The following is a 19639-nucleotide window of genomic DNA, read 5'->3' as shown; positions in this document are numbered from 1 at the left end:
AATTTCAAAAGCTTATTTCTGTCTTAAACTCCAAGTTGGAATAAGCTTTTGAAGTTATAATAAAATTACCATATTCACTTCTGTGAAATATATTACTATATACTTTCTGATCACCTTCATTCAACGATTCTAAATTTGTAAGGCAGTTATTAATCTGTTGTAGCAGAAGTTTAAGTTGTGATAAATTTTCAAATTTATTTAAATCTGATAGAATAAAGTAACTTAAGCAATTAGGCCTCATATAGATCACCCGCCAGAATATCTACTGACATCTGATGCTTTTGAAATAATATTTATAAATGTATTTAAGTAAACTTCCAACTTTTCTCTGAATTAGTCTAAAAGATTTGTTCTTGTCGAATTTGTAAACAAAAAGAATATTTAGCAGTTTTTCAACTCAGATCTGTACGCACCCTTAAAGAAACTCCGATAAGCTTCCACAGGAAAAATATAGTCCATTTTCTGTTGTATTACGTTGTTAAAGTAAGCCGGAAATCACCCTAATAGTTGAGAGGGAATTGAGGCCAACATCAATTGAATGTGGAGCCATTCAGATGTTCAAGCGACTCCGTCATTTCCTCTACAACTTATATTCAGGGGGAATTTCAATGGCTAGAAGTTCAAGTACTTACGCATCTGTAATTGACGGTTTTAAGGTAGAAACGAACAAGAAGTATTCGCCAGTAGGTGGAACGAAATGTAATATTTTCGCTCAAGACGTGATGTCTGCGATGTCAGCACCCTTGCCAAGCGGCTTAGCCAATCAAATGGCTGATGCTTTACTGAATAAAAAAGCGCCGGGCTGGTACTCTGTAACCTTTCAGGATGCTCAAAAAAGAGCTAATCTCGGGTATCCTACGATCGGGATCAAAAAAGAGGATGGACATGGTCATGTAGTCGTTGTCAGACCGAAGGGTTCATCGATTACGATTTTGAAAGAAGTACAGGTTGCTCAGGCGGGGACCAAGAATTATAACAGTAACACCATTAACTATTCGTGGGTGGCAGCAGATCTGCCTGGAGTGAAATTCTACACACACGACTAATTATATTCGATATATTGGAAATTTAATGACCCCGGAAGCAGATCCACTCGATCTGTTTCCGGGGTCGTCTTTTTTATTTTGAAACGGAATGTTTAGATACAATGAAAGCTTTGCCTGGCTTGATAAAAGCAACAGCATAGCCATTGGAGAAGGAGGAGGATTCCGCTCTGTACTCAAGTTTAGTCAGCAGTTGCCCTTGACGATTGATGTAGCCAAATTTGCCGTCTGAGACGGATGATTGTGTTTGTTTACCGACTAAAGCAAAGCCTTCTTTGAACGGAGAGGTAACATCATATTTAAGTTGATATTTAATGACCAGCGTTCCGTTTTTATCAATAAATCCGATTTCGTTTTTTGCATTTTTCACACTCGCCAGGCCTTCACTAAAATTCTGAGCATCCGTAAATTTAAAGGGAATCACGACTTTCCCCTGTTTATTGATGAATCCCCATTTCCCCTTGGTATTTTGCACCGGGGCCAATCCCTCCGAGAAGTCTCCGCCAGATTTATATTGAAGAGGAATGACTTCTTTCCCTGCTGTATTGATATACCCGTAGAGCTCTTTGCTATTTTGAACAATAGCCAAGCCATCCGAGAAACCACGACTGTATTTGTATTTATAAGGAATCGCTAGTTGACCAGAGGCATTCACAAAACCGATCTTGCCAGTGTTGGGGGCGTAGGCAAGAGCCAGACCGTCCGTAAATATATATTCTGAATCCACATTTTCTTTAAAATGAGAAAGGATTTTTCCCGTTCGATCTATAATTGCATTTTCTTTGGTGTCTGCTATGGTGACCTTGGCTTTTCCTTCTGAAAAGAAATTGGCTTCGGTATATTGGCAAGGGATGACTAGTGTTCCTTTGGTGTTCATGTACCCATAGAGATTGGTTTTTGTATTTTTGACGACGGCTCGCTGCTCATGAAAATCGCCAACGGGTTTAAGCTCGGCGGGAAGTGAGAAAGCTTTTGCTCCTTTGGTATTGTAATACACAAGGTTTCCAGCGGATGTTTCAGCGGCCAATAAGCCATCATGAAAAGCACCATCGCTCAGCGGGCGAGCAATGTTGTAATCCAGAGCAGTTTTAGAAACTTCAATGGTTGTTGTGCTGGATGCGGCCCAGCCTGTTCCAATAACGGAGAGGCTAGTAACCAGAATCAATGCAGCTAATCCTAACTTTTTTAACATGCATAAGCTCCTTTATGAGTTGATTTTTTAACTTTGGGCTTCGGAAAATCTTACCCTCATACGTAAGGTCTTCCATAATATAGACGATAAAAATGTAGGAATGTTTCTTGATATTCTAAATTTTTCTAATTTTCAGCTATTACTGAGAGATTAAAGATAAGAGATCACGTTCATTTTTAAGAAAAAAAGTGGAGAAGTCGTGTCATTTTAAAAAAAGTCTATACATATAACCTAAATGTATAGACAAATCAAAAGACTGGATTTATAATTACGCTGTAAACGTTTTCTAGTACTTAACATCCAATAATACCTTGAAGGGAAGGAATAATCATGAAAAAAATTTTACTGGCGTGCAGCTCAGGTATGTCTACAAGTTTGCTGGTTACTAAGATGCAGGAATATGCTAAGTCCATTGGGGACGAGGCTGAAATTTGGGCAGTAGGTCAAGATCAGGCGGCAGAAGACATGGCTAAGGCTGACGCGGTATTGATTGGACCACAAATGAGTTTTCTGAAAGGACAACTGGAAAAGGAAGCAGCTCCATATGGTATTCACGTAGAAGTGATCGACATGATGGCCTACGGAATGGTTGACGGTAAGAAAGCCTATGAACAGGCCGTGAAGCTGGTGGAACGCAAAAATGGATAAAGTCAATATAGCTGAACTGACGGAAGAACAGATTAGTTTCCAACTTATTCTTCATAGTGGAAGCGCTCGCAGTAAAGTAATTCAGGCGCTGACCGAATACCGAAATGAGAATGTAGAAGGTGCGGACGAACTGCTCAAACAAGCCAAGCAGGATTTACGTGCTGCACATGATATCCATTTTCAAATGGTTAAGAAGGAAGCGGGAGGTACCCAAACTCCCTTCTCGCTCCTTCTGATGCATGCCGAGGATCATCTGATGTCCACGGTTACCATGAAAGACCTGGTTCTAGAATTGCTGGAGCTGTTCAAATCCAGAAATTTATAACGAAACATATAAGTATGTGAAATTGAGGACATGAAAAGCTTGCAACCCTATTGATGCAAGTCACTTCGCGGGGAGGAATAGGCTTTGTTTGAGAAATTAAGCCGGATACTGATACCTATTGCCGGTAAACTGAACAACAACCGCTATCTTACTGTACTGCGTGATGCATTTATGCTGTCATTTCCATTAACAGTTTTTGGCTCCATCATTGTCGTTATTATCAATCTGCCGTTTCTAAAAGGTTGGATGGGCGACGGTAATTATGCGACTTTTAACAGTCTGCTGAACATTGCGCCGAGTGCGACCCTGAACATCATGACCTTATTCGTGGTTGTCGGGATCGGCTATTATTTATCCCGAAGTTATAAGGTCGAGCCCATATTCGGCGGCATGATCGCGTTGGTCAGCTTCTTGATGCTCACCCCGTTTGTGCTGACACAAGAAAGCGGTGCCACGATTGCTGGTGTCATTCCGTTGGATCGGATTGGGGCCAAAGGCATGTTCCTTGGCATGATCGTTGCTTTTATAGCTGGTGAAATTTACCGAAGAGTGACACAGCGGAACATTATTATCAAAATGCCTCCAGGCGTTCCGCCGGCAGTTGCCAAGTCATTTGCCGCTTTGCTTCCGGCATGTATTACATTGGGCATATTTTTGATCATTAATGTTGTAGTTACACTGACCCTTCATAATAACCTGCATGATCTGATTTATCATGCCGTACAGGCACCGCTGGTACATTTGGGCAGTGGCATTATCCCTACATTGATTGCTATTTTCTTTGTTCAGCTTTTATGGTTCTTTGGTCTTCATGGTCAAATCATTATCAACTCGGTTATGGAGCCGATCTGGAATACGCTGGCACTTGAAAACTATGAAGCATACTCCAAAGGAGCGGAACTGCCGCATATTATCACCAAGCAGTTTGTGGATATTTATACCGTAGGTATCGGTGGTACAGGTATGACACTGGCAGTCGTGCTCACGATTCTGATCTTCCTGAAGAGCAAGCAATTGAAGCAGGTCAGTAAGTTGGCCATTGGACCAGGTCTGTTCAATGTCAATGAACCCGTCATTTTCGGTTTGCCGATTGTGATGAATCCGCTTATTTTTGTCCCATGGGTCATTGCTCCAATGATCGTTACGCTGATTACTTACTTCGCGATGTCCACCGGGCTTGTACCACCGCCTAACGGAATACAGGTCCCTTGGACGATGCCGTTGTTCTTTAGTGGAATGATGGCTACGGGATCTCTAATGGGAGGCGTACTGCAGTTGTTTAATATGGCTGTCGTTTTTGTCATTTGGTTCCCATTCCTGAAATTTATTGATCGGATGAACGTTCGTAAAGAGCAGGAAGAGGAGCTTAACCAAGCAGCCATTGCAGGTAAGGATCAAACTGTTGGAATGTAATGTGAATAAGCTGCTGGATTAGCAGCTTATTCATGCAAAAGAGAGAGGAGTAGAGCTGTGAATCATACCGAAATGAAAGATATCGAGCAGCAAACCATTCAATACCGTTTTCCATCCGACTTCTGGTGGGGCTCATCGGCCTCGGCTACCCAGACAGAAGGAACCATGGAGGGAGACGGCAAAGGACCGAACATTTGGGATTATTGGTTTGAGCAGGAGCCGAACCGTTTTTATGACGGGGTTGGACCTGGCGAAACGTCCCGTTTCTATACCCGTTACAAAGAAGATATTGCACTCATGAAAGAGCTTGGTCACAACTCCTTCCGGTTCTCTATTTCCTGGTCGCGTCTGTTTCCAGCGGGAAGGGGTGCGATGAACCAGAAGGCGGTTGATTTCTATAATGCCGTCATTGCAGAGTTGCATCAGGCGGGGATTGAGCCATTTGTGAGTTTGTATCATTTTGATTTGCCGATGGCTTTACAGGAAAAAGGAGGATGGGTGAACCGGGAGACGGTCGAAGCTTACGTAGATTACGCTAACACTTGCTTTGGGCTATTCGGAGATCGTGTGGCCAAATGGTTTACGCATAATGAGCCGATTGTCCCAGTGGAAGGCGGCTATCTGTACGATTTCCATTATCCGAATGAAGTGGATTTCGGTAAAGCTGTACAGGTGGGATACCATACCCTGTTATCGAGCGCGAGTGCCATTAAGGCATACAAAGAGGGAGGCTACAAGGGCAAAATCGGAATTATTTTGAACCTGACGCCGACCTATCCGCGTAGTCAGCACCCGGCAGACGTGCAGGCTGCTGAAATATGCGATGCGTTCTTTAACCGTTCCTTTTTAGACCCATCTGTGACGGGAGAATTTAACCCTTTGCTCGTGGAACTGTTGCGCCAAGAGGGCTTTGTACCGCTGATGGAAGACGGGGACCGGGAGATTATACGTCAAGGCACGGTGGGCCTGCTGGGGATTAACTATTATCAGCCTCGCAGAGTCAAGGCCCGCGAAAGTCTGCCGAATCCAGATGCGCCTTTTGTGCCGGAACGATTCTTCGATTATTACGCTATGCCTGGCCGTAAGATGAATGAGATGCGGGGCTGGGAGATTTATGAGAAGGGCATTTACGACATTCTGACCAATGTCAGACTGAATTACGGCAACATTGAATGCTTCATTTCAGAAAATGGGATGGGTGTTCAAGGCGAGGAAAAATTCAGGGATGAGCACGGCATGATCCATGATGACTATCGCATTGATTTTATCCGTGAGCATCTCAAATGGGTTCAACGGGCCATCTTGGAGGGCTCCAATGTGAAAGGCTATCACTTATGGACGTTTATGGACAACTGGTCCTGGACGAATGCTTATAAGAATCGCTATGGTTTTGTGTCTGTCGATCTTCAGGACGGCGGCAAAAGATCCGTTAAACAGAGTGGGCACTGGTTCAAACAAGTGATCGAAAATAACGGATTCTAAGGTGGTGGGTGGTCCTCTGGACCGCCTTTTTTTTATCACCGTGCCAAGTTACTCTGTATACTGCTGGTGAGAAAGTATATTGTTCGGTATACTTACTTATACCGTAATACCTCGATGTCCCCGCCTGCAGAACCAAAAGAACCAGCGCTACCGATGTTTTTGGTAAAATGCTGACATAAAACAAATTTTAGTACAGGTGGTAGACAGATGAATAAATACGAACGGATTGCACAAGAGGTCAAGAAGCGTATTATAGATAAGACCTATAGCAGTGATGATCCGATTCCCGATGAAATTTCACTGGCCAGTGAGTTCCGGGTAAGTCGGATGACGATTAAGCGGGCATTGGATACGTTGGTGTCGGAAGGGCTGTTGAATCGTAAAAGAGGACACGGAACCTTTATCGTCAAATCGGTCTACAATGTCCCGGTTAATGTCGTTGTGAATGAAATGCTGGGGCTGACAAACGTACTGCGCGGGAAAGAAATCAAAAGTAAAATCATAGCGTTTGACGTTCAATTTCCATCTGAAGAGGTAGCGGCGCATCTATTTATTGATGCCAATTCTCCTGTGTATCATGTCGTCCGTCTGCGTATTGTAGAGGGCGAGCCCTATGTGATAGAGCGCACATACATGCCTACCAAGCTGATCAGCGGTATTACCGAGCAGGTGTTGCACGGCTCAGTGTACAAACATATTAAGGAGGAGCTGGGCCTTAATATTGTCAGTTCACATCGTACCATCCGCGCGTCCAAGTCGACTGAGCTAGATTGGGAGTATTTGGACTGTGGTGTGGATGATCCGGTTTTAGAAATTGAGCAGGTAGGTTATCTGGATACGGGTATACCGTTTGAATACTCATTCTCACGGCATCGGTATGATAAATTTGTGTTTACCACAGTAAATCGGATACGTTGAGCGAATGAGTACGAAACAGGTGGTAAAGCAAGCATGGCAGAAGAAGCCTATTTGATATGGGATTCTCCTGTCATGTTCTTTTTAATGAAGCAAGTTAATTGCCAAGCAATCTGACTTCATGCACTGTCGGGGTATACCAGTTGTTCGGATTATTGAATAGCACTGCATTTACAAGGTTGATTCGCACGTAGCGAGCTTGAAAATTGACTTTGTCACAGGTAAAACCATATGTGGTATTACCTGTGCGATCAATCGTGGAGTAGTTGACTCCATCCATGCTGTATTCAATTTTGTATTTGTAATACGCTTCAGATCCTTTGTACATAAACCATGAAATACCCACTTCGCGGATGGTCTTGGAACTGCCCAAATCGACCTGCCACCATGCAGGCCAGGATGCGGAAGTAGCCTTCCACGAGGTTTGGGCGTTGCCATCGTTCGCCAGTGAAGCTGGAGAACCGGATGCGGCTGAGCTAGCAGTCGCTGTTTTGCCCTGTGCATGATTCACAAGGGACGGTAGAATTACTGCGCCTGTCGCAGCATCCAGATCCCAGCTACTGTACCAGTTCAGGGTTGCTGTTTTGTTGGCGTCATTCAGAGTTAGTGGCAACCAGATGAATTTGTGGTCGCTCAGATTGAGCGGGTTCCAGCGGTCGCCCATATAGATGTAGCTGGTTCCCGCGCTACCCGTAACCGTGGCGATGGAGTGGATTTGCGATCCATAAGCCGCCGGATCACCGAAGGGCGATAGAGCAGACCAGCTTCCCGTCATGGAACTGGCGGTTGCGTAAGCGCCCTGATTCGGATACCAGCCGGATGCCTGCGAGGTGAACAGGTAGTAGGTGTTGTTCTTTTTCACAACAGCAGGAGCTTCGCGATAGCCATTTTCAAAAATCCAGCCAACAAACGACTGCACGCCCGTATAATCAGCTGTCAGCTTGAAGATCGCCATCGTATCGTTGGCGCCGCCATTTTTACGGGAAGCTGTAATAAGGTAGCCGCTACCGTCAGTATCCGTGAACACCGTCATATCACGAGATTCGTAATTCAGCGGGCGAAAGCTGCCTTGGTAGGCAAAATTTCCGTCGGGTGTATCGCTGGTAGCGACGGCTACACGACCTAGGGAGTAGTCCGTGCCATTTTCATAGTGCGCCCATAATACATATTTTCCGGTGGTTTTGTTGTAGATGACTTTGGGACGCTCGATTTTGCTCGAATTTAGCTCAGGGGCGGAATCCTTGGTGAGAATAGTGCTGCGGAAGGACCAATTTTTCAAATCGGTTGAGGTATACACGTTCACTTTTTCAAATTTCCAGTTTTCGGCGTGCTCGCCGTACCAATAATAAGTGGAACCTACTTTTAGGATATTACCGCTGTTCGCCTGAATGGGGTTACCTGCGGTGTCTTTCCAATCCGTTCCGTTCGTAATGGCCGTGCTTGCTGTTGCGCTCAGGGATAGTTCGGCATTGGCGACGTCCAAACCATTCAGCGCCTGGTTCACTTCGGTCCCGTAGGTTGCTTGCGTAACTCCTGTTGTATGGGCATGGGCTGCGTCGGGTTGAAGACCCGCACTGGCCACTGCGAATAGGATACAAATCCATGCGGCTAACCATTTGCTGCTGTGGATCCACTTCACGATATCATCTGCCTCCTTTAACACGGATAGGATGGGCCGGAACGGCTTGTCCGGCACCTCATCTTCGATTTTATCCCAATTGGAAGCGTTTACAAGTGGAATAAATTGAAGTCTTTAGAATGGTGAAACTGTTGTTAGGGGAAAGTACGTTAGTTATATCGGAATTGTTTTTAAATGTGCGTTTTGTCATTGACATTTTCGGATAATTCAAATTTAAAGTGACTAGAATCACATAAACGGTTACTTTAGTTGGGTATACTTGCTTTAAATTGAGGATTAACAAATGGGGCATATGTTGATACATCCTTTGTTGATCTTATTTTGGAGAGAAGAGGGATACAAAGATGCTAAGTGAGCAAACCATTGCAACGATCAAATCGACTGTACCTGTTTTGGAGGTACATGGAACTACAATCACCAAGCGTTTTTACCAGATGATGTTTGAGGCCCATCCCGAGCTTCTCAATATATTCAATCACGCGAATCAGAAGCAAGGACGTCAACAAGGGGCGCTGGCCAATGCTGTATACGCAGCTGCACAGCACATTGACCGTCTGGAGGAAATTATTCCGGTGGTACGTCAGATTGCACATAAGCATCGCAGTTTGGGAATTAAGCCCGAGCATTATCCAATTGTCGGAAAATATCTGCTCGCTGCGATCAAAGACGTACTGGGAGATGCGGCTACAGACGAGATCATTGCCGCATGGGCTGAGGCCTATGGTGTGATCGCTAATGTATTTATAGACATGGAAGCTGAAATGTACAAGGAGGCTGGACAGCAGCAGGGAGGCTGGTCAGACTTTAAGAGCTTTGTTGTGCAGAAAAAGGTTAAGGAAAGCGACCAAATTACGTCCTTTTATTTGGTGCCGCAGGATGGACAGGTGCTGCCTGAATTCGAGCCTGGGCAATATATCAGCTTAAAAATGGAAATTCCGGGCGAACATAATACCCATATTCGTCAATACAGCCTTTCGGATGCACCGGGCCAATCCCACTACCGGATATCTGTAAAGCACGAGGATGCCGTAGAGTCACGTCCGGCAGGTAAAGTATCCGTATATCTGCATGAGCAGGTACAAGAGGGCGATGTGCTTCAGGTATCTGCACCGGCGGGTGATTTTACGCTGGATCGGGCAGATCGCAGACCTGTCGTGCTGATCAGCGGCGGGGTCGGGCTAACCCCAATGGTCAGTATGCTGGCTTCCTTGGTGAAATCTGCTCCGCATCGGCCTGTCACCTTTGTCCACGCAGCAGTCAACGGAGATAACCATGCTCTGCGCAATGAGGTGGAAAAGCTGGTCGCCACACATGCACAGGCTGCAGTTCGTTGGTGTTACAGCAGACCAACGGAGCAAGATCGGCTGGCACAGGCTTTTCACAAGGAAGGTCGTTTGGATCTGGCCTGGTTGCAATCCGTGATACCGGAACGTAACGCACAATATTACTTTTGCGGCCCTGAGGGATTCATGCAATCGGTATACGGCCTGTTGAAGGAGTGGAATATCCCTGCTTCGGATATCCACTATGAATTCTTTGGCCCTGCCAGCGCTTGGGAAGCAGAAGCACAATGACACAATGAAACATCAAAAAGACGAAGGATATTTGTCCTTCGTCTTTTTTGCGATGATACAATGGGAAATCCTGCTCATGGGGTACTACTTTTCAAAGTGCACTCCTGTTTTCATAACAAGGGAGTACGCAAAAATTCCATACCTCGCGGCATATATGGACGTAAAGCCTCCGGAATACGGATCGAACCGTCCTCTTGCTGGTGATGCTCCAGCAACGGAATCAAAATCCGGGGCGAAGCAACCGCTGTGTTGTTGAGCGTGTAACAATATCGCAGCTTGCCGTCCGCATTACGGTAGCGGATGTTGGAACGACGCGCCTGAAAATCAAGCAGTTGCGACGACGAATGTGTCTCGCCGTAAGCTTGACGGCTAGGCATCCATGTCTCAATGTCCACCTGCTTGTAGGTTTTTTGCGCCATGTCGCCTGTACAGACAGCCATCTTACGGTAGGGCAGTTCCAGCAGTTGAAGCAGGTCCTCCGCATTGCGCGTAATCTCCTGAAACATCTGCTCTGAAGCGTCCAGGCTGGCTTCACAGATGATGACCTGCTCGACCTTGGCAAACTGGTGCACACGATACAGTCCGTGCACATCTCTTCCGGCCGAGCCGACCTCATTGCGGAAGCATACGGACACGGCTGCCAGCCGAATCGGGTCCGTAACATCCACGATCTCACCGCTGTAATACGAGACCAGCGGCACTTCCGAAGTGCCTACAAGCCACTGATCCTCTCCTGTGATGCGATACGTCTGATCCAGTCCGAGCGGGAAGAAACCAGTGCTGCGCATCGCCTCTGCACGTACCATCAGCGGAACATCCAGCAACTGAAATCCGCGTTCAGTCAGCAGATCCACCGCAAGCTGCTGCACAGCCCGATGCAATGCAACCCCTGCTCCCGTCAGATAGTAGTTACGGGTACCGGCTGTTTTGACACCCCGAGGGACATCGATAAGCTTGTGAAGCTCACCAAGCGCCATATGATCCTTTGGCTCAAATCCGAAGTTCGGAACCGTTCCAACCCTCTCCAGCTCTACATTATCCTCATCTGATCTCCCCCGTGGTGTATCTGGCGATACGATATTAGGCATCAGAAGCAAAAGCTGTTGAAACTGTTCTTCTACTTCCTGTTGCGGGGCCTCCAGAAGATCTAGCTGTCCGTTAATTTCTTTGACCTGATGCTTTGCTCCTTCGGCCTGCTCACTCTTACCAGCATGGATTAGCGCACCAATATCCTGACTACACTGATTTCGCTTCTGCCGAAGCTGTTCCACTTCCTGAAGCAGCTGTTTTCTCCGCTCATCCAGAGTCAACAGCTCTGCGACCGATACTTGTATTCCTTTGCCGTCTGCTGCCGTCTGAACCTGTTCTTGATGCTCTCTGATCCATTTGATATCCAACATGACACCGCACTCCTTTTCGGATAAAAATACAAAAAGCGCCCTCATCCATAAGGGACGAGGAGCGCTTTGATCTCGCGGTGCCACCCAAATTGACCGGACAGCATGACAGATGTCATGACTCTCCAATCCACTTTGCTCCGCTGTAACGGGCGGGTCCGGTTTACTTAGGTACATATCGCCATATCCTACGCTAACGTATGGTCCTTGGCGTAAACGCCTCCGAGTTGGATGCTCTTCACAGGCATAATATCGTTTGCTTTTTTGTTAGTATACTGATTTTCGGCAGGGTAATCAAGGGCATGACTCTGCAACACATCCATGCGGGTTTCATGTTTGCGAAGGGAAAAGGTAGGCTTTATTTCTTATGTATATTCGTCCTGCTTTTTTTGTGATGATGAAACTGGAAGAAAATTTAAGTAAAAGCACCAATTTAACGCTCAAAATAGGCTATAGTCTCTATAATGCCTTTTTAATTTCATGTAAAATGTAATGATTACCAAAATGGACAGCGATGGAGGAGAACATGGAGGATTTTAAAGATCGTTTACATACGATCCGCCAAGAACAGAACAAGCTGCTCAAGGAGTATCAAACATTAATCGCAGACTATGAAGCCTCAGATATCATTTTGGAGAATGAGGTTCTGCGAAAAAAGTTCGAGGATTATCAGGCTCGCTGCATTCACTTGGAAGAGCGAGTACGACATATTGAGCAGGAAAATGGAAAATTGCGCACTGCGCTGACGGAGCAAATGCTGAGCGAAAAGGCGAATATGATTCGCATTTCGCGTGAAAAGCTGGAGACCTATTTTGCTTCCAGAACCACAGAAGGGGAAAATCGGCTGACATCCTTTGAATATGGGGCTAAAAACCGAGTGGACCAGCTTATTCAGCAAACTACGCATGAGCTTAAAGAAGATCAGGACGAGATCGTCGCCCGATTACGACTGTTCTCAGAGGAGATACGAGACCGAATCATGGAGCAACGCAGGCGGTTTCAGGAGGCCGAGCGCAAATTGCTTCATCAGACGGCAAGCGAGTTCCAGCAGTTCGGAGAAGAAGAGATCAGCGAAGAAACGATGCAGAAGCGCATGAAGCAAAATCAGTTTGAAATGAAGTTAGGCTTGAACTGGATCAACAAGCTGGGGATTTTGCTCATTATATTGGGTGTAGGAGCCGCATTTAAATACTCATACTCAAACTGGTTTACAGGAAATATGAAGGGCGTTGCCTTCTTTCTGCTAGGAGCGCTGATGCTGGGCGGCGGCGAATGGCTGTACCGCAAGCAGAAGCAGACCTTTGCGCTCGGTATTTTGGGCGGCGGTATTTCTGTACTGTACGGATCGATTTTTTACAGCTACTTTTTGTTAGAAATCATAGGAATGTATACAGGCATAGGCTTGTCCGTACTCGTTACAGTGACCGCTGTGCTACTGTCATTAAGGTATGAATCCCGAACGATATGCTCTTTTGGTTTAGTAGGGGGATATCTTCCGCTCTTTTCCTATATGGCAGCGAACGGGCTGGAAGGGAACGCCGTGTATATCGCCATGGGCTATTTGTTCCTGTTAAACTTGCTGATTCTGCTTGTATCCTTCCGCAAACGGTGGGTCGTCGTGCAATATATCAGCTTTTTGCTTAATACGCCCTTGATGATTGTGCTGGCGTGGTTATCGGAAAGCGCCGTAGCGAGCATGCTGTATGCAGTCATTACATTTGCGATGTACCTCGGGATGACACTGTGGGTGCCGTTCCGTTTAAAAACAAAACTGTCATGGCTGGATTTCTCCCTATTGGCTCTGAATACAGTCGTGAGCTGTTCCGTTCTGTATTCTCTGTTCGGCGATGCAGGCCTGGATGATTATAAAGGCTTGTTGGCTCTCGTCTTTTGCTTGGTGTACGGGGGTCTGGGACAATGGGTCCGTCGATATATTCCAGAGGAGAAACAAACCAAAATATTATTTTATGCGACTTCGTTGACCTTTGCCATCCTTATGATTCCGTTCCAGTTTGGAGTTAGATGGTTATCCATGGGGTGGTTGATCGAAGCGGTTCTTCTTACATTATATGGCCACCGTTACCGGTTGAAGGAATTGGAACGAGCTGGCTGGGGCATTTTATTACTGTGTCTGGGCGCATTCTTTTTCGTCGATTTCCCTATATATCTGTTGTCAGGATTTGAGACGGATTATTTTGGACTCAAATATACGCTCATTACACTGGGAATGTTGGTCGTTACCGTCTTCTATGCGATTGAATTTAGCCGTCCGAATGCTTTCAAAAACAATCGGTTGTACGAAATGCATATCATGCAAGGATTTAAATATGTAGCTTTGGTGAACGTGTATTTCTACCTTTTGTATGAAGCCGGGCATTGGTATAACATCGTTGTATCCGACGAGTTTGCCCATTACACCTTGTACAAAGTATTGTTGTACACCTGCGTATCGCTGGTATTGGCTTATTTCCTGCCTAAAGTGAAGCTGCTGTACGATCGGGTGATTAAATACTACAGCTTGGCGTTGTACGTCATAGGCTATGCGCTGGCACTGGTGGCCACCGTAGCGATTCCAACTTTGCATGAAAATTATGCGCAAAATACGGCTGCTGATTATGTGGCGTTGGTGGTACTTGCAGCCTTTAATGTGCTGGTATTCTTCAGCAGTAGGGATTTCCTGAACGCACTGATGACCCGACATTATAGAAGTAATGAGCTGTATCCGGTCATTATGGGTGTATATTTGCTGGGCATCATAACCGCCTTCCTCGGAGTTCAGTTCCGCCTGGGGGATGCTGGTCTTGTGTTCAGTCTGGTGTATTTACTGCTGGCCATTTTGTATATTGTATACGGCTTCCTCAAGCGAGTGGTCTACATTCGCAGATTTGGATTGGGCTTGACCTTGCTGTCGACAGGTAAGCTGCTGTTGTATGATCTGCATCTATTAACGACAGGAAGTACGATTGTAGCCTACTTCTCTTTTGGTGTTGTACTGTTGGCGATTTCGTATATTTATCAAAAAGTATCTAATCGCATGGGAGAGACCATAATAAAGAAGGATGTTGAAGAAAATATGTAGTTTTCTGTTGTATTTTGTAGATACCGAACATTATGAAAATAAATCCGGTAATAGTGAAAAATTATGCATGACCTTACATCCTACTTACGCTATAATGAGTAAAAATTATTTATGTACGCATGCTCATGTTTATGCGTAAGTAGAGAGAATGAGGGGGATATAATGAATTTGAGCAAGGGGCAGAATAGCCTGTCTGATAAAAATGAACGCTTCTCGTCAGCTGGATTTATATTGGCGGCGATCGGAAGTGCGGCAGGACTAGGTAATATTTGGAAATTTCCGTATATTACAGGACAATATGGCGGAGCTGCATTTTTCTTATTGTTTATTGTCTGCCTGTTGCTTGTTGGTTTGCCTGTACTTTTAGCAGAGCTTGCGCTTGGTCGTGCAGGTCGAGGAAGTGCTGCTTCTGCAATGGTAAAAGTAGGCGGTCATCCGATTTGGGGCAAGATGAGCATCATGTTTGTTATCGTGCCGTTTGTTATCTTGTCGTTCTATGCCATTGTAGGAGGCTGGACACTGCATTATGCCGTAGAGGCATTTAGCGGAAATCTGTTTTCAAATAATGATTTTGCTGGACAATTCGCTTCTTTTTCCTCCGGCTATGCGCCGTTGGTTTGGCTGTTAGTTGTTTTTGCATTTACAGCAGTCGTGGTTACGCTTGGGGTATCGAACGGGATTGAAAAGTTTAATAAAATTTTGATTCCTGCCAAGGTCATCCTGCTGCTCGTGTTGATGATTAACGCTCTTATGCTGCCAGGTTCTGGTGCGGGCGTATCCTTCTTTCTGAATCCTGACTTCTCTAAGCTAAGTATAGAGTCTGCATTGGTTGCTTTGGGACATGCCTTCTTCTCACTCTCACTGGGGATGGGGATTATGATCACGTACGGTGCATATGTGGATCGCCGTCAATCCCTGGGGGGAGCCATGCTGGCAGTTGGTGGTGGAGATTTAATCTATGCGTTTATCGCAGGTATGATTATTTTCCCTACAACCTTCTCCTTCGGAATTAATCCAGCTCAAGGACCATCGCTGGTTTTCATTGCTTTACCGGCTGCATTCTCGGCAATGCCTTTTGGTGCATTCTTCGGCGGTTTGTTCTTCGTACTGCTGGCGGTTGCTGCGTTAGGTTCTATGGTATCCTTGCTGGAAGTTCCAGTAGCCTATGTCATGGAGCGTATGCGTTGGAGCCGGGTTCGCTCCGTTATCGTCGTATCGGTCCTGTGCTTGATGCTGGGCGTCCCTTCTGCATTGTCCATGGGGCTGGTGCCAGAGTTAAAAGTGGGGGATAAATCATTCTTTGATTTCGTAGATTTCACTGCGTCCAACATCTTCTTACCGTTAGGCGGTTTGTTGATTGTTATATTCACAGGTTACTACTGGAAGACTGCGGCTGAGCATGCGAACATCAAACCCTTCTGGTTCAATGTTTGGTTATTCGGTCTTCGGTATGTTGCACCGATCCTGATGTTGTTGGTCTTCCTTCATACCTCAGGTATCATCAAATTTTAAGAGAATAGAATCCGAATAAAGAGGCATTTTCTTCCTAAGGGAAGAGATGCCTTTTTTTGTATATCTATCAGTGGTTACCTAACTGTGGAAAGGAATGATATAATAAAAACATTGTCATTAATTTTAACTTCAATGAAATCATTACGATTATGAAGTTTTATATAATGAATGAAAAGGCTACAAGGCATCGCACAGACGATGTGCAGGAGAGGGAAAGGGCAGAAGAGCATTGAAACAGACAGGGAGCTTGAATTTGCAAGAAGGACGGCGGCTGAAATGAAGTCTAATCGGTTGTCGTCACAACGTCGTTATATGCCAGGTTTGGATGGTTTAAGAGCGCTGGCGGTCATCGCAGTCATTGTGTATCATCTGAATCCGGATTGGTTGCCGGGTGGTTTGTTGGGTGTAGGCGTGTTTTTTACGTTGTCGGGGTATCTGATTACAGATATTTTGGTTAGTCAGTGGGATACATATCATAGTTTTAAAATGAAAGATTTCTGGCTGCGTCGTGCCAGAAGGTTGCTGCCTGCCATGTTGACGGTTGTGGCTGTCATCGTCCTGTGCTCGTTGCTCTTCGATCCGTCACGGCTAACGGCCTTGCGCGGAGATGTTCCTGCAGCATTGGTGTATATGAGCAATTGGTGGTTTATTTTCCATCAGGTTTCGTATTTTGAAAGTTTCGGCCCCCCTTCTCCGCTTGGGCATCTGTGGTCACTGGCGGTGGAGGAGCAGTTTTATATCCTGTGGCCTTTACTGCTGGCGCTCGGGCTAAAATTCATGCCCAAGCGTATTGTGCTCGCAGGCTGGGTGACTTGTCTGGCGTTAATATCTGCGCTCCTGATGGCCGTGATTTACGTACCGGGAAGCGACCCGAGCCGGGTGTATTACGGCACGGATACGCGTGGATTTGCTTTACTAATTGGTGCAGCGCTGGCCTTGGTGTGGCCAAGCGGCAAGCTGAAAGAGCAAGCTTCTGCTAAGGCGCGTATGCTTCTGGACAGCATCGGTGCAATAAGCTTGCTGCTGCTTTGTCACTGGGCGTGGGCCTCGAATGAATACGACCCATCTCTGTACCGGGGCGGCCTGCTGGGCATAGCCTTGGTCACTGCTATTGTGGTCGCAGCGTTGGCTCATCCGGTAAGCCACCTTGGTCGTCTCCTTGGAATCAAGCCGCTACGCTGGATTGGAGCCCGTTCCTACGGTCTGTATCTGTGGCATTTTCCGGTTATTACGCTAACGACGCCTCAAGTAGATACCGATGGCGTACATGTGACGCGTATCATTTTACAATTGCTAGCTACCGTATTGCTGGCGTCTCTCTCGTTTAAATATATCGAGGAGCCGATTCGCCATGGGGGATTCCGTCACTGGATTACAGAAATCCGTTCAGCGGTTCGAAGACAGGCGCGGTGGAGATGGATGCCTACAACTACAGCGGCTGTGCTTTTTGCGGGTATTCTCATGGGTACCGTCCACCTGTACGTGGCTTCTTCTGATGCAACGATTCAGGCGGCATCAAGTGATGAGAAGCCAGTCGCAAAGGCAAAGGCGATGCCGCCGCTTCACGGAACGGTATCCGTGGCTTCCAAGGAGACCCAAGCCACCAAGCTGCAAGGGTCCGGGGACAGCAAGGCGCAGACCCCAGCCCCGTCTCAAGCCCAGACGCCTAAAAACACGGCGGTCCAGGTGGGTACTACGGATGATGTTACGAAACCGTCGGAGCCTTCGGACAAACCCAAAGAAGATACGCCTATGACAGGTGATGGGTCGAGTGTGACCGCCATTGGAGACTCTGTCATGTTAGATGTACAGTCGTACCTTCAGGAATCCTTCCCGGGAGCTGTTGTAGATGGGCGGATCGGTCGTCAGATGGCCGAAGCGCCTGCCGTACTGGAGCAGCTAAGACAGAACGGACAGCTGGGTAAGACAGTTATCATTGAGCTGGGCACGAACGGCGCTTTCACCAAGGATCAGTTGGCGAATTTGCTCGCCAGTCTGAAGGATACGAAGCGTATTATACTCGTGAATACCCGTGTGCCTCGGCCATGGGAGAGTATTGTGAACAAGCATCTTGCCGAAGCTGCATCCCAAGACCCACGAATTACAATGATTGACTGGTATGCAGCAAGCTCTGGTAAAAATTCATATTTCGAGCATGACGGAGTACATTTAAAACCTAAAGGTGCTAAAGCTTATGCGTCCTTGTTAGCTCAGGTCCTAACGAAACAATCGTAATAAACTGCAATGATACTCGTAATTATGCAAATGCAAGACAAGAAAGCCACCGGGAGTAGGTTGTCCTCTGGTTGAAGTGCATCCCTAAATTTTCACCGGCTTAAACCTAAGGGTTTTTCCAATGTCCATTCTAAGGTGTGTACATCCACCCTGATCCGGTGGTTTTTCTTATTTTAGTGTGGAGGTACATAAGCTAATGGAAAAGGGCTATTCACATAGTAGAACAAGTGAGCACCGCTTGAAGAGGAACAGAAGAAGGCTGATACTGATTGCTATTATATTATTTGTGGCAGGCTGCATTACTTTCATTGCGATAAAGGTTTCGGATAGTAAGCCACACGCGCCGACCCAGGAGCTTGCTAAAAAAACGGATTCCGGATCATCAAACGTTAAATCCAGCGCAGGGGCAAAGGGTAAAGCGGCCTCTCCAAAAAACGATCCCGATGTAGAAGACGGTGCCTTTGTTGAAAAATATTTAAATCAGCAAATGCTAGGACAAATGCCCGATGGTGCTGATGGTAAAAAAGTGGCCTACTTATCCTTTGATGACGGACCATCCGTGACGGTCACACCTCAGATATTAGATATTCTGAAAAAGCAGAAGGTCAAGGCAACTTTTTTTATTGTAGGTAAAGAAGCCAATGAAAATGAGCATACCAGGAACCTTATCAAAAGAATTGTCAAAGAGGGTCACGCGATAGGAAACCATACGTACTCACATAATTATAAATATTTATATCCGAACAGACGAGTAAATACGGATCATGTTATGCAGGAGATCGAGAAGAACAATCAGGTTCTAAAAAGTATTCTGGGGCCAGAATTCTCCACCAGAATGATCCGCTTCCCTGGGGGGCACATGACATGGAACAGAAGAGATCCACAGGGAATGGCTGCTCTGGATAAGGTTTTAATTCAAAAGGATTACCATCAGGTGGACTGGAATGTATTAACGAAGGATGCAGAGGGAAGATCCAAGAAAGCACCGGCACTAATCAACCAGTTTATAAGGTCAGTCAAAGGTCGAGAAAAAGCAATTATACTCATGCATGACACCTATGGTAAAGAAGAAACAGCCAAAGCATTGCCGCAAATCATAGAATATCTGAAGAAACAGGGATATGAATTTAAAGTTATGAAGTAAGTAAGATAGGCATAAATGAGGAAAGGACGGGGCTGATGGCC

Annotated in this window: 14 protein-coding genes; 11 read left to right on the top strand and 3 right to left on the bottom strand. The window is 46.0% G+C overall.

Going from position 1 to position 19639, the window contains the following annotated elements:
• Positions 1–608 precede the first annotated feature (608 nt).
• A complete protein-coding gene (locus MLD56_RS24920) occupies positions 609–1046 on the top strand; it encodes a hypothetical protein (protein WP_029518775.1) in 438 nt (145 codons plus the stop codon).
• Positions 1047–1119: 73 nt separating this feature from the next.
• On the opposite strand, the gene MLD56_RS24915 is transcribed toward MLD56_RS24920, so the two are convergent.
• Entirely contained in the window at positions 1120–2235 is a 1116-nt protein-coding gene (locus MLD56_RS24915; protein WP_029518774.1) for a WG repeat-containing protein, read from the bottom strand.
• Between the two features lie 330 nt (positions 2236–2565).
• Here MLD56_RS24915 and MLD56_RS24910 point away from each other — a divergent pair, with 330 nt between their 5' ends.
• The 5 genes from MLD56_RS24910 to MLD56_RS24890 all read left to right on the top strand — a co-directional run bounded on the left by MLD56_RS24910 (position 2566) and on the right by MLD56_RS24890 (position 7021).
• Positions 2566–2883, top strand: coding sequence for a PTS sugar transporter subunit IIB (locus MLD56_RS24910; protein ID WP_029518773.1), 318 nt, complete (start codon positions 2566–2568; stop codon positions 2881–2883).
• The gene (locus MLD56_RS24905; RefSeq protein WP_013312602.1) at positions 2876–3208 is read left to right on the top strand and encodes a PTS sugar transporter subunit IIA; all 333 of its coding nucleotides are present in this window, start codon (positions 2876–2878) and stop codon (positions 3206–3208) included. The genes MLD56_RS24910 and MLD56_RS24905 overlap by 8 nt, the downstream gene beginning before the upstream one ends.
• Before the next feature lie 84 nt (positions 3209–3292).
• Entirely contained in the window at positions 3293–4621 is a 1329-nt protein-coding gene (gene celB, locus MLD56_RS24900; protein ID WP_029518772.1) for a PTS cellobiose transporter subunit IIC, read from the top strand.
• Between the two features lie 72 nt (positions 4622–4693).
• On the top strand, positions 4694–6103 hold the full coding sequence (locus MLD56_RS24895; protein WP_049817047.1) for a glycoside hydrolase family 1 protein: 1410 nt from the start codon (positions 4694–4696) through the stop codon (positions 6101–6103).
• Positions 6104–6310: 207 nt separating this feature from the next.
• On the top strand, positions 6311–7021 hold the full coding sequence (locus MLD56_RS24890; protein WP_029518770.1) for a GntR family transcriptional regulator: 711 nt from the start codon (positions 6311–6313) through the stop codon (positions 7019–7021).
• A 94-nt stretch (positions 7022–7115) separates the two neighbouring features.
• Here the strand turns inward: MLD56_RS24890 and MLD56_RS24885 are convergent, their stop codons facing one another.
• On the bottom strand, positions 7116–8657 hold the full coding sequence (locus MLD56_RS24885; protein WP_029518769.1) for a family 43 glycosylhydrolase: 1542 nt from the start codon (positions 8655–8657) through the stop codon (positions 7116–7118).
• A 344-nt stretch (positions 8658–9001) separates the two neighbouring features.
• Here MLD56_RS24885 and hmpA point away from each other — a divergent pair, with 344 nt between their 5' ends.
• Positions 9002–10231, top strand: coding sequence for an NO-inducible flavohemoprotein (gene hmpA / locus MLD56_RS24880; protein ID WP_029518768.1), 1230 nt, complete (start codon positions 9002–9004; stop codon positions 10229–10231).
• Positions 10232–10341: 110 nt separating this feature from the next.
• On the opposite strand, the gene serS is transcribed toward hmpA, so the two are convergent.
• Positions 10342–11631 (bottom strand): serine--tRNA ligase, encoded by a 1290-nt coding sequence (serS, locus tag MLD56_RS24875; protein WP_069012253.1) that lies wholly within the window; start codon positions 11629–11631, stop codon positions 10342–10344.
• Between the two features lie 523 nt (positions 11632–12154).
• Here serS and MLD56_RS24870 point away from each other — a divergent pair.
• From MLD56_RS24870 to MLD56_RS24855, 4 genes are all read left to right on the top strand, one after another.
• A complete protein-coding gene (locus MLD56_RS24870; RefSeq protein WP_029518765.1) occupies positions 12155–14707 on the top strand; it encodes a DUF2339 domain-containing protein in 2553 nt (850 codons plus the stop codon).
• Between the two features lie 162 nt (positions 14708–14869).
• Complete coding sequence (locus MLD56_RS24865) at positions 14870–16219, top strand: sodium-dependent transporter (protein ID WP_013312591.1); 1350 nt, start codon at positions 14870–14872, stop codon at positions 16217–16219.
• A gap of 168 nt (positions 16220–16387) precedes the next feature.
• Positions 16388–18454 carry an acyltransferase family protein gene (locus tag MLD56_RS24860; RefSeq protein ID WP_241113443.1) on the top strand — a complete coding sequence of 689 codons (2067 nt, stop codon included), beginning with the start codon at positions 16388–16390 and terminating at the stop codon, positions 18452–18454.
• Positions 18455–18650: 196 nt separating this feature from the next.
• A complete protein-coding gene (locus MLD56_RS24855) occupies positions 18651–19598 on the top strand; it encodes a polysaccharide deacetylase family protein (RefSeq protein WP_029518762.1) in 948 nt (315 codons plus the stop codon).
• The last annotated feature ends 41 nt before the right edge of the window (positions 19599–19639 follow it).

This window comes from Paenibacillus peoriae (assembly GCF_022531965.1).
Taxonomy (GTDB): domain Bacteria; phylum Bacillota; class Bacilli; order Paenibacillales; family Paenibacillaceae; genus Paenibacillus; species Paenibacillus polymyxa_D.
Note: the sequence above shows the minus strand (reverse complement) of the source record. Positions and strands in the feature narration are given on the sequence as shown.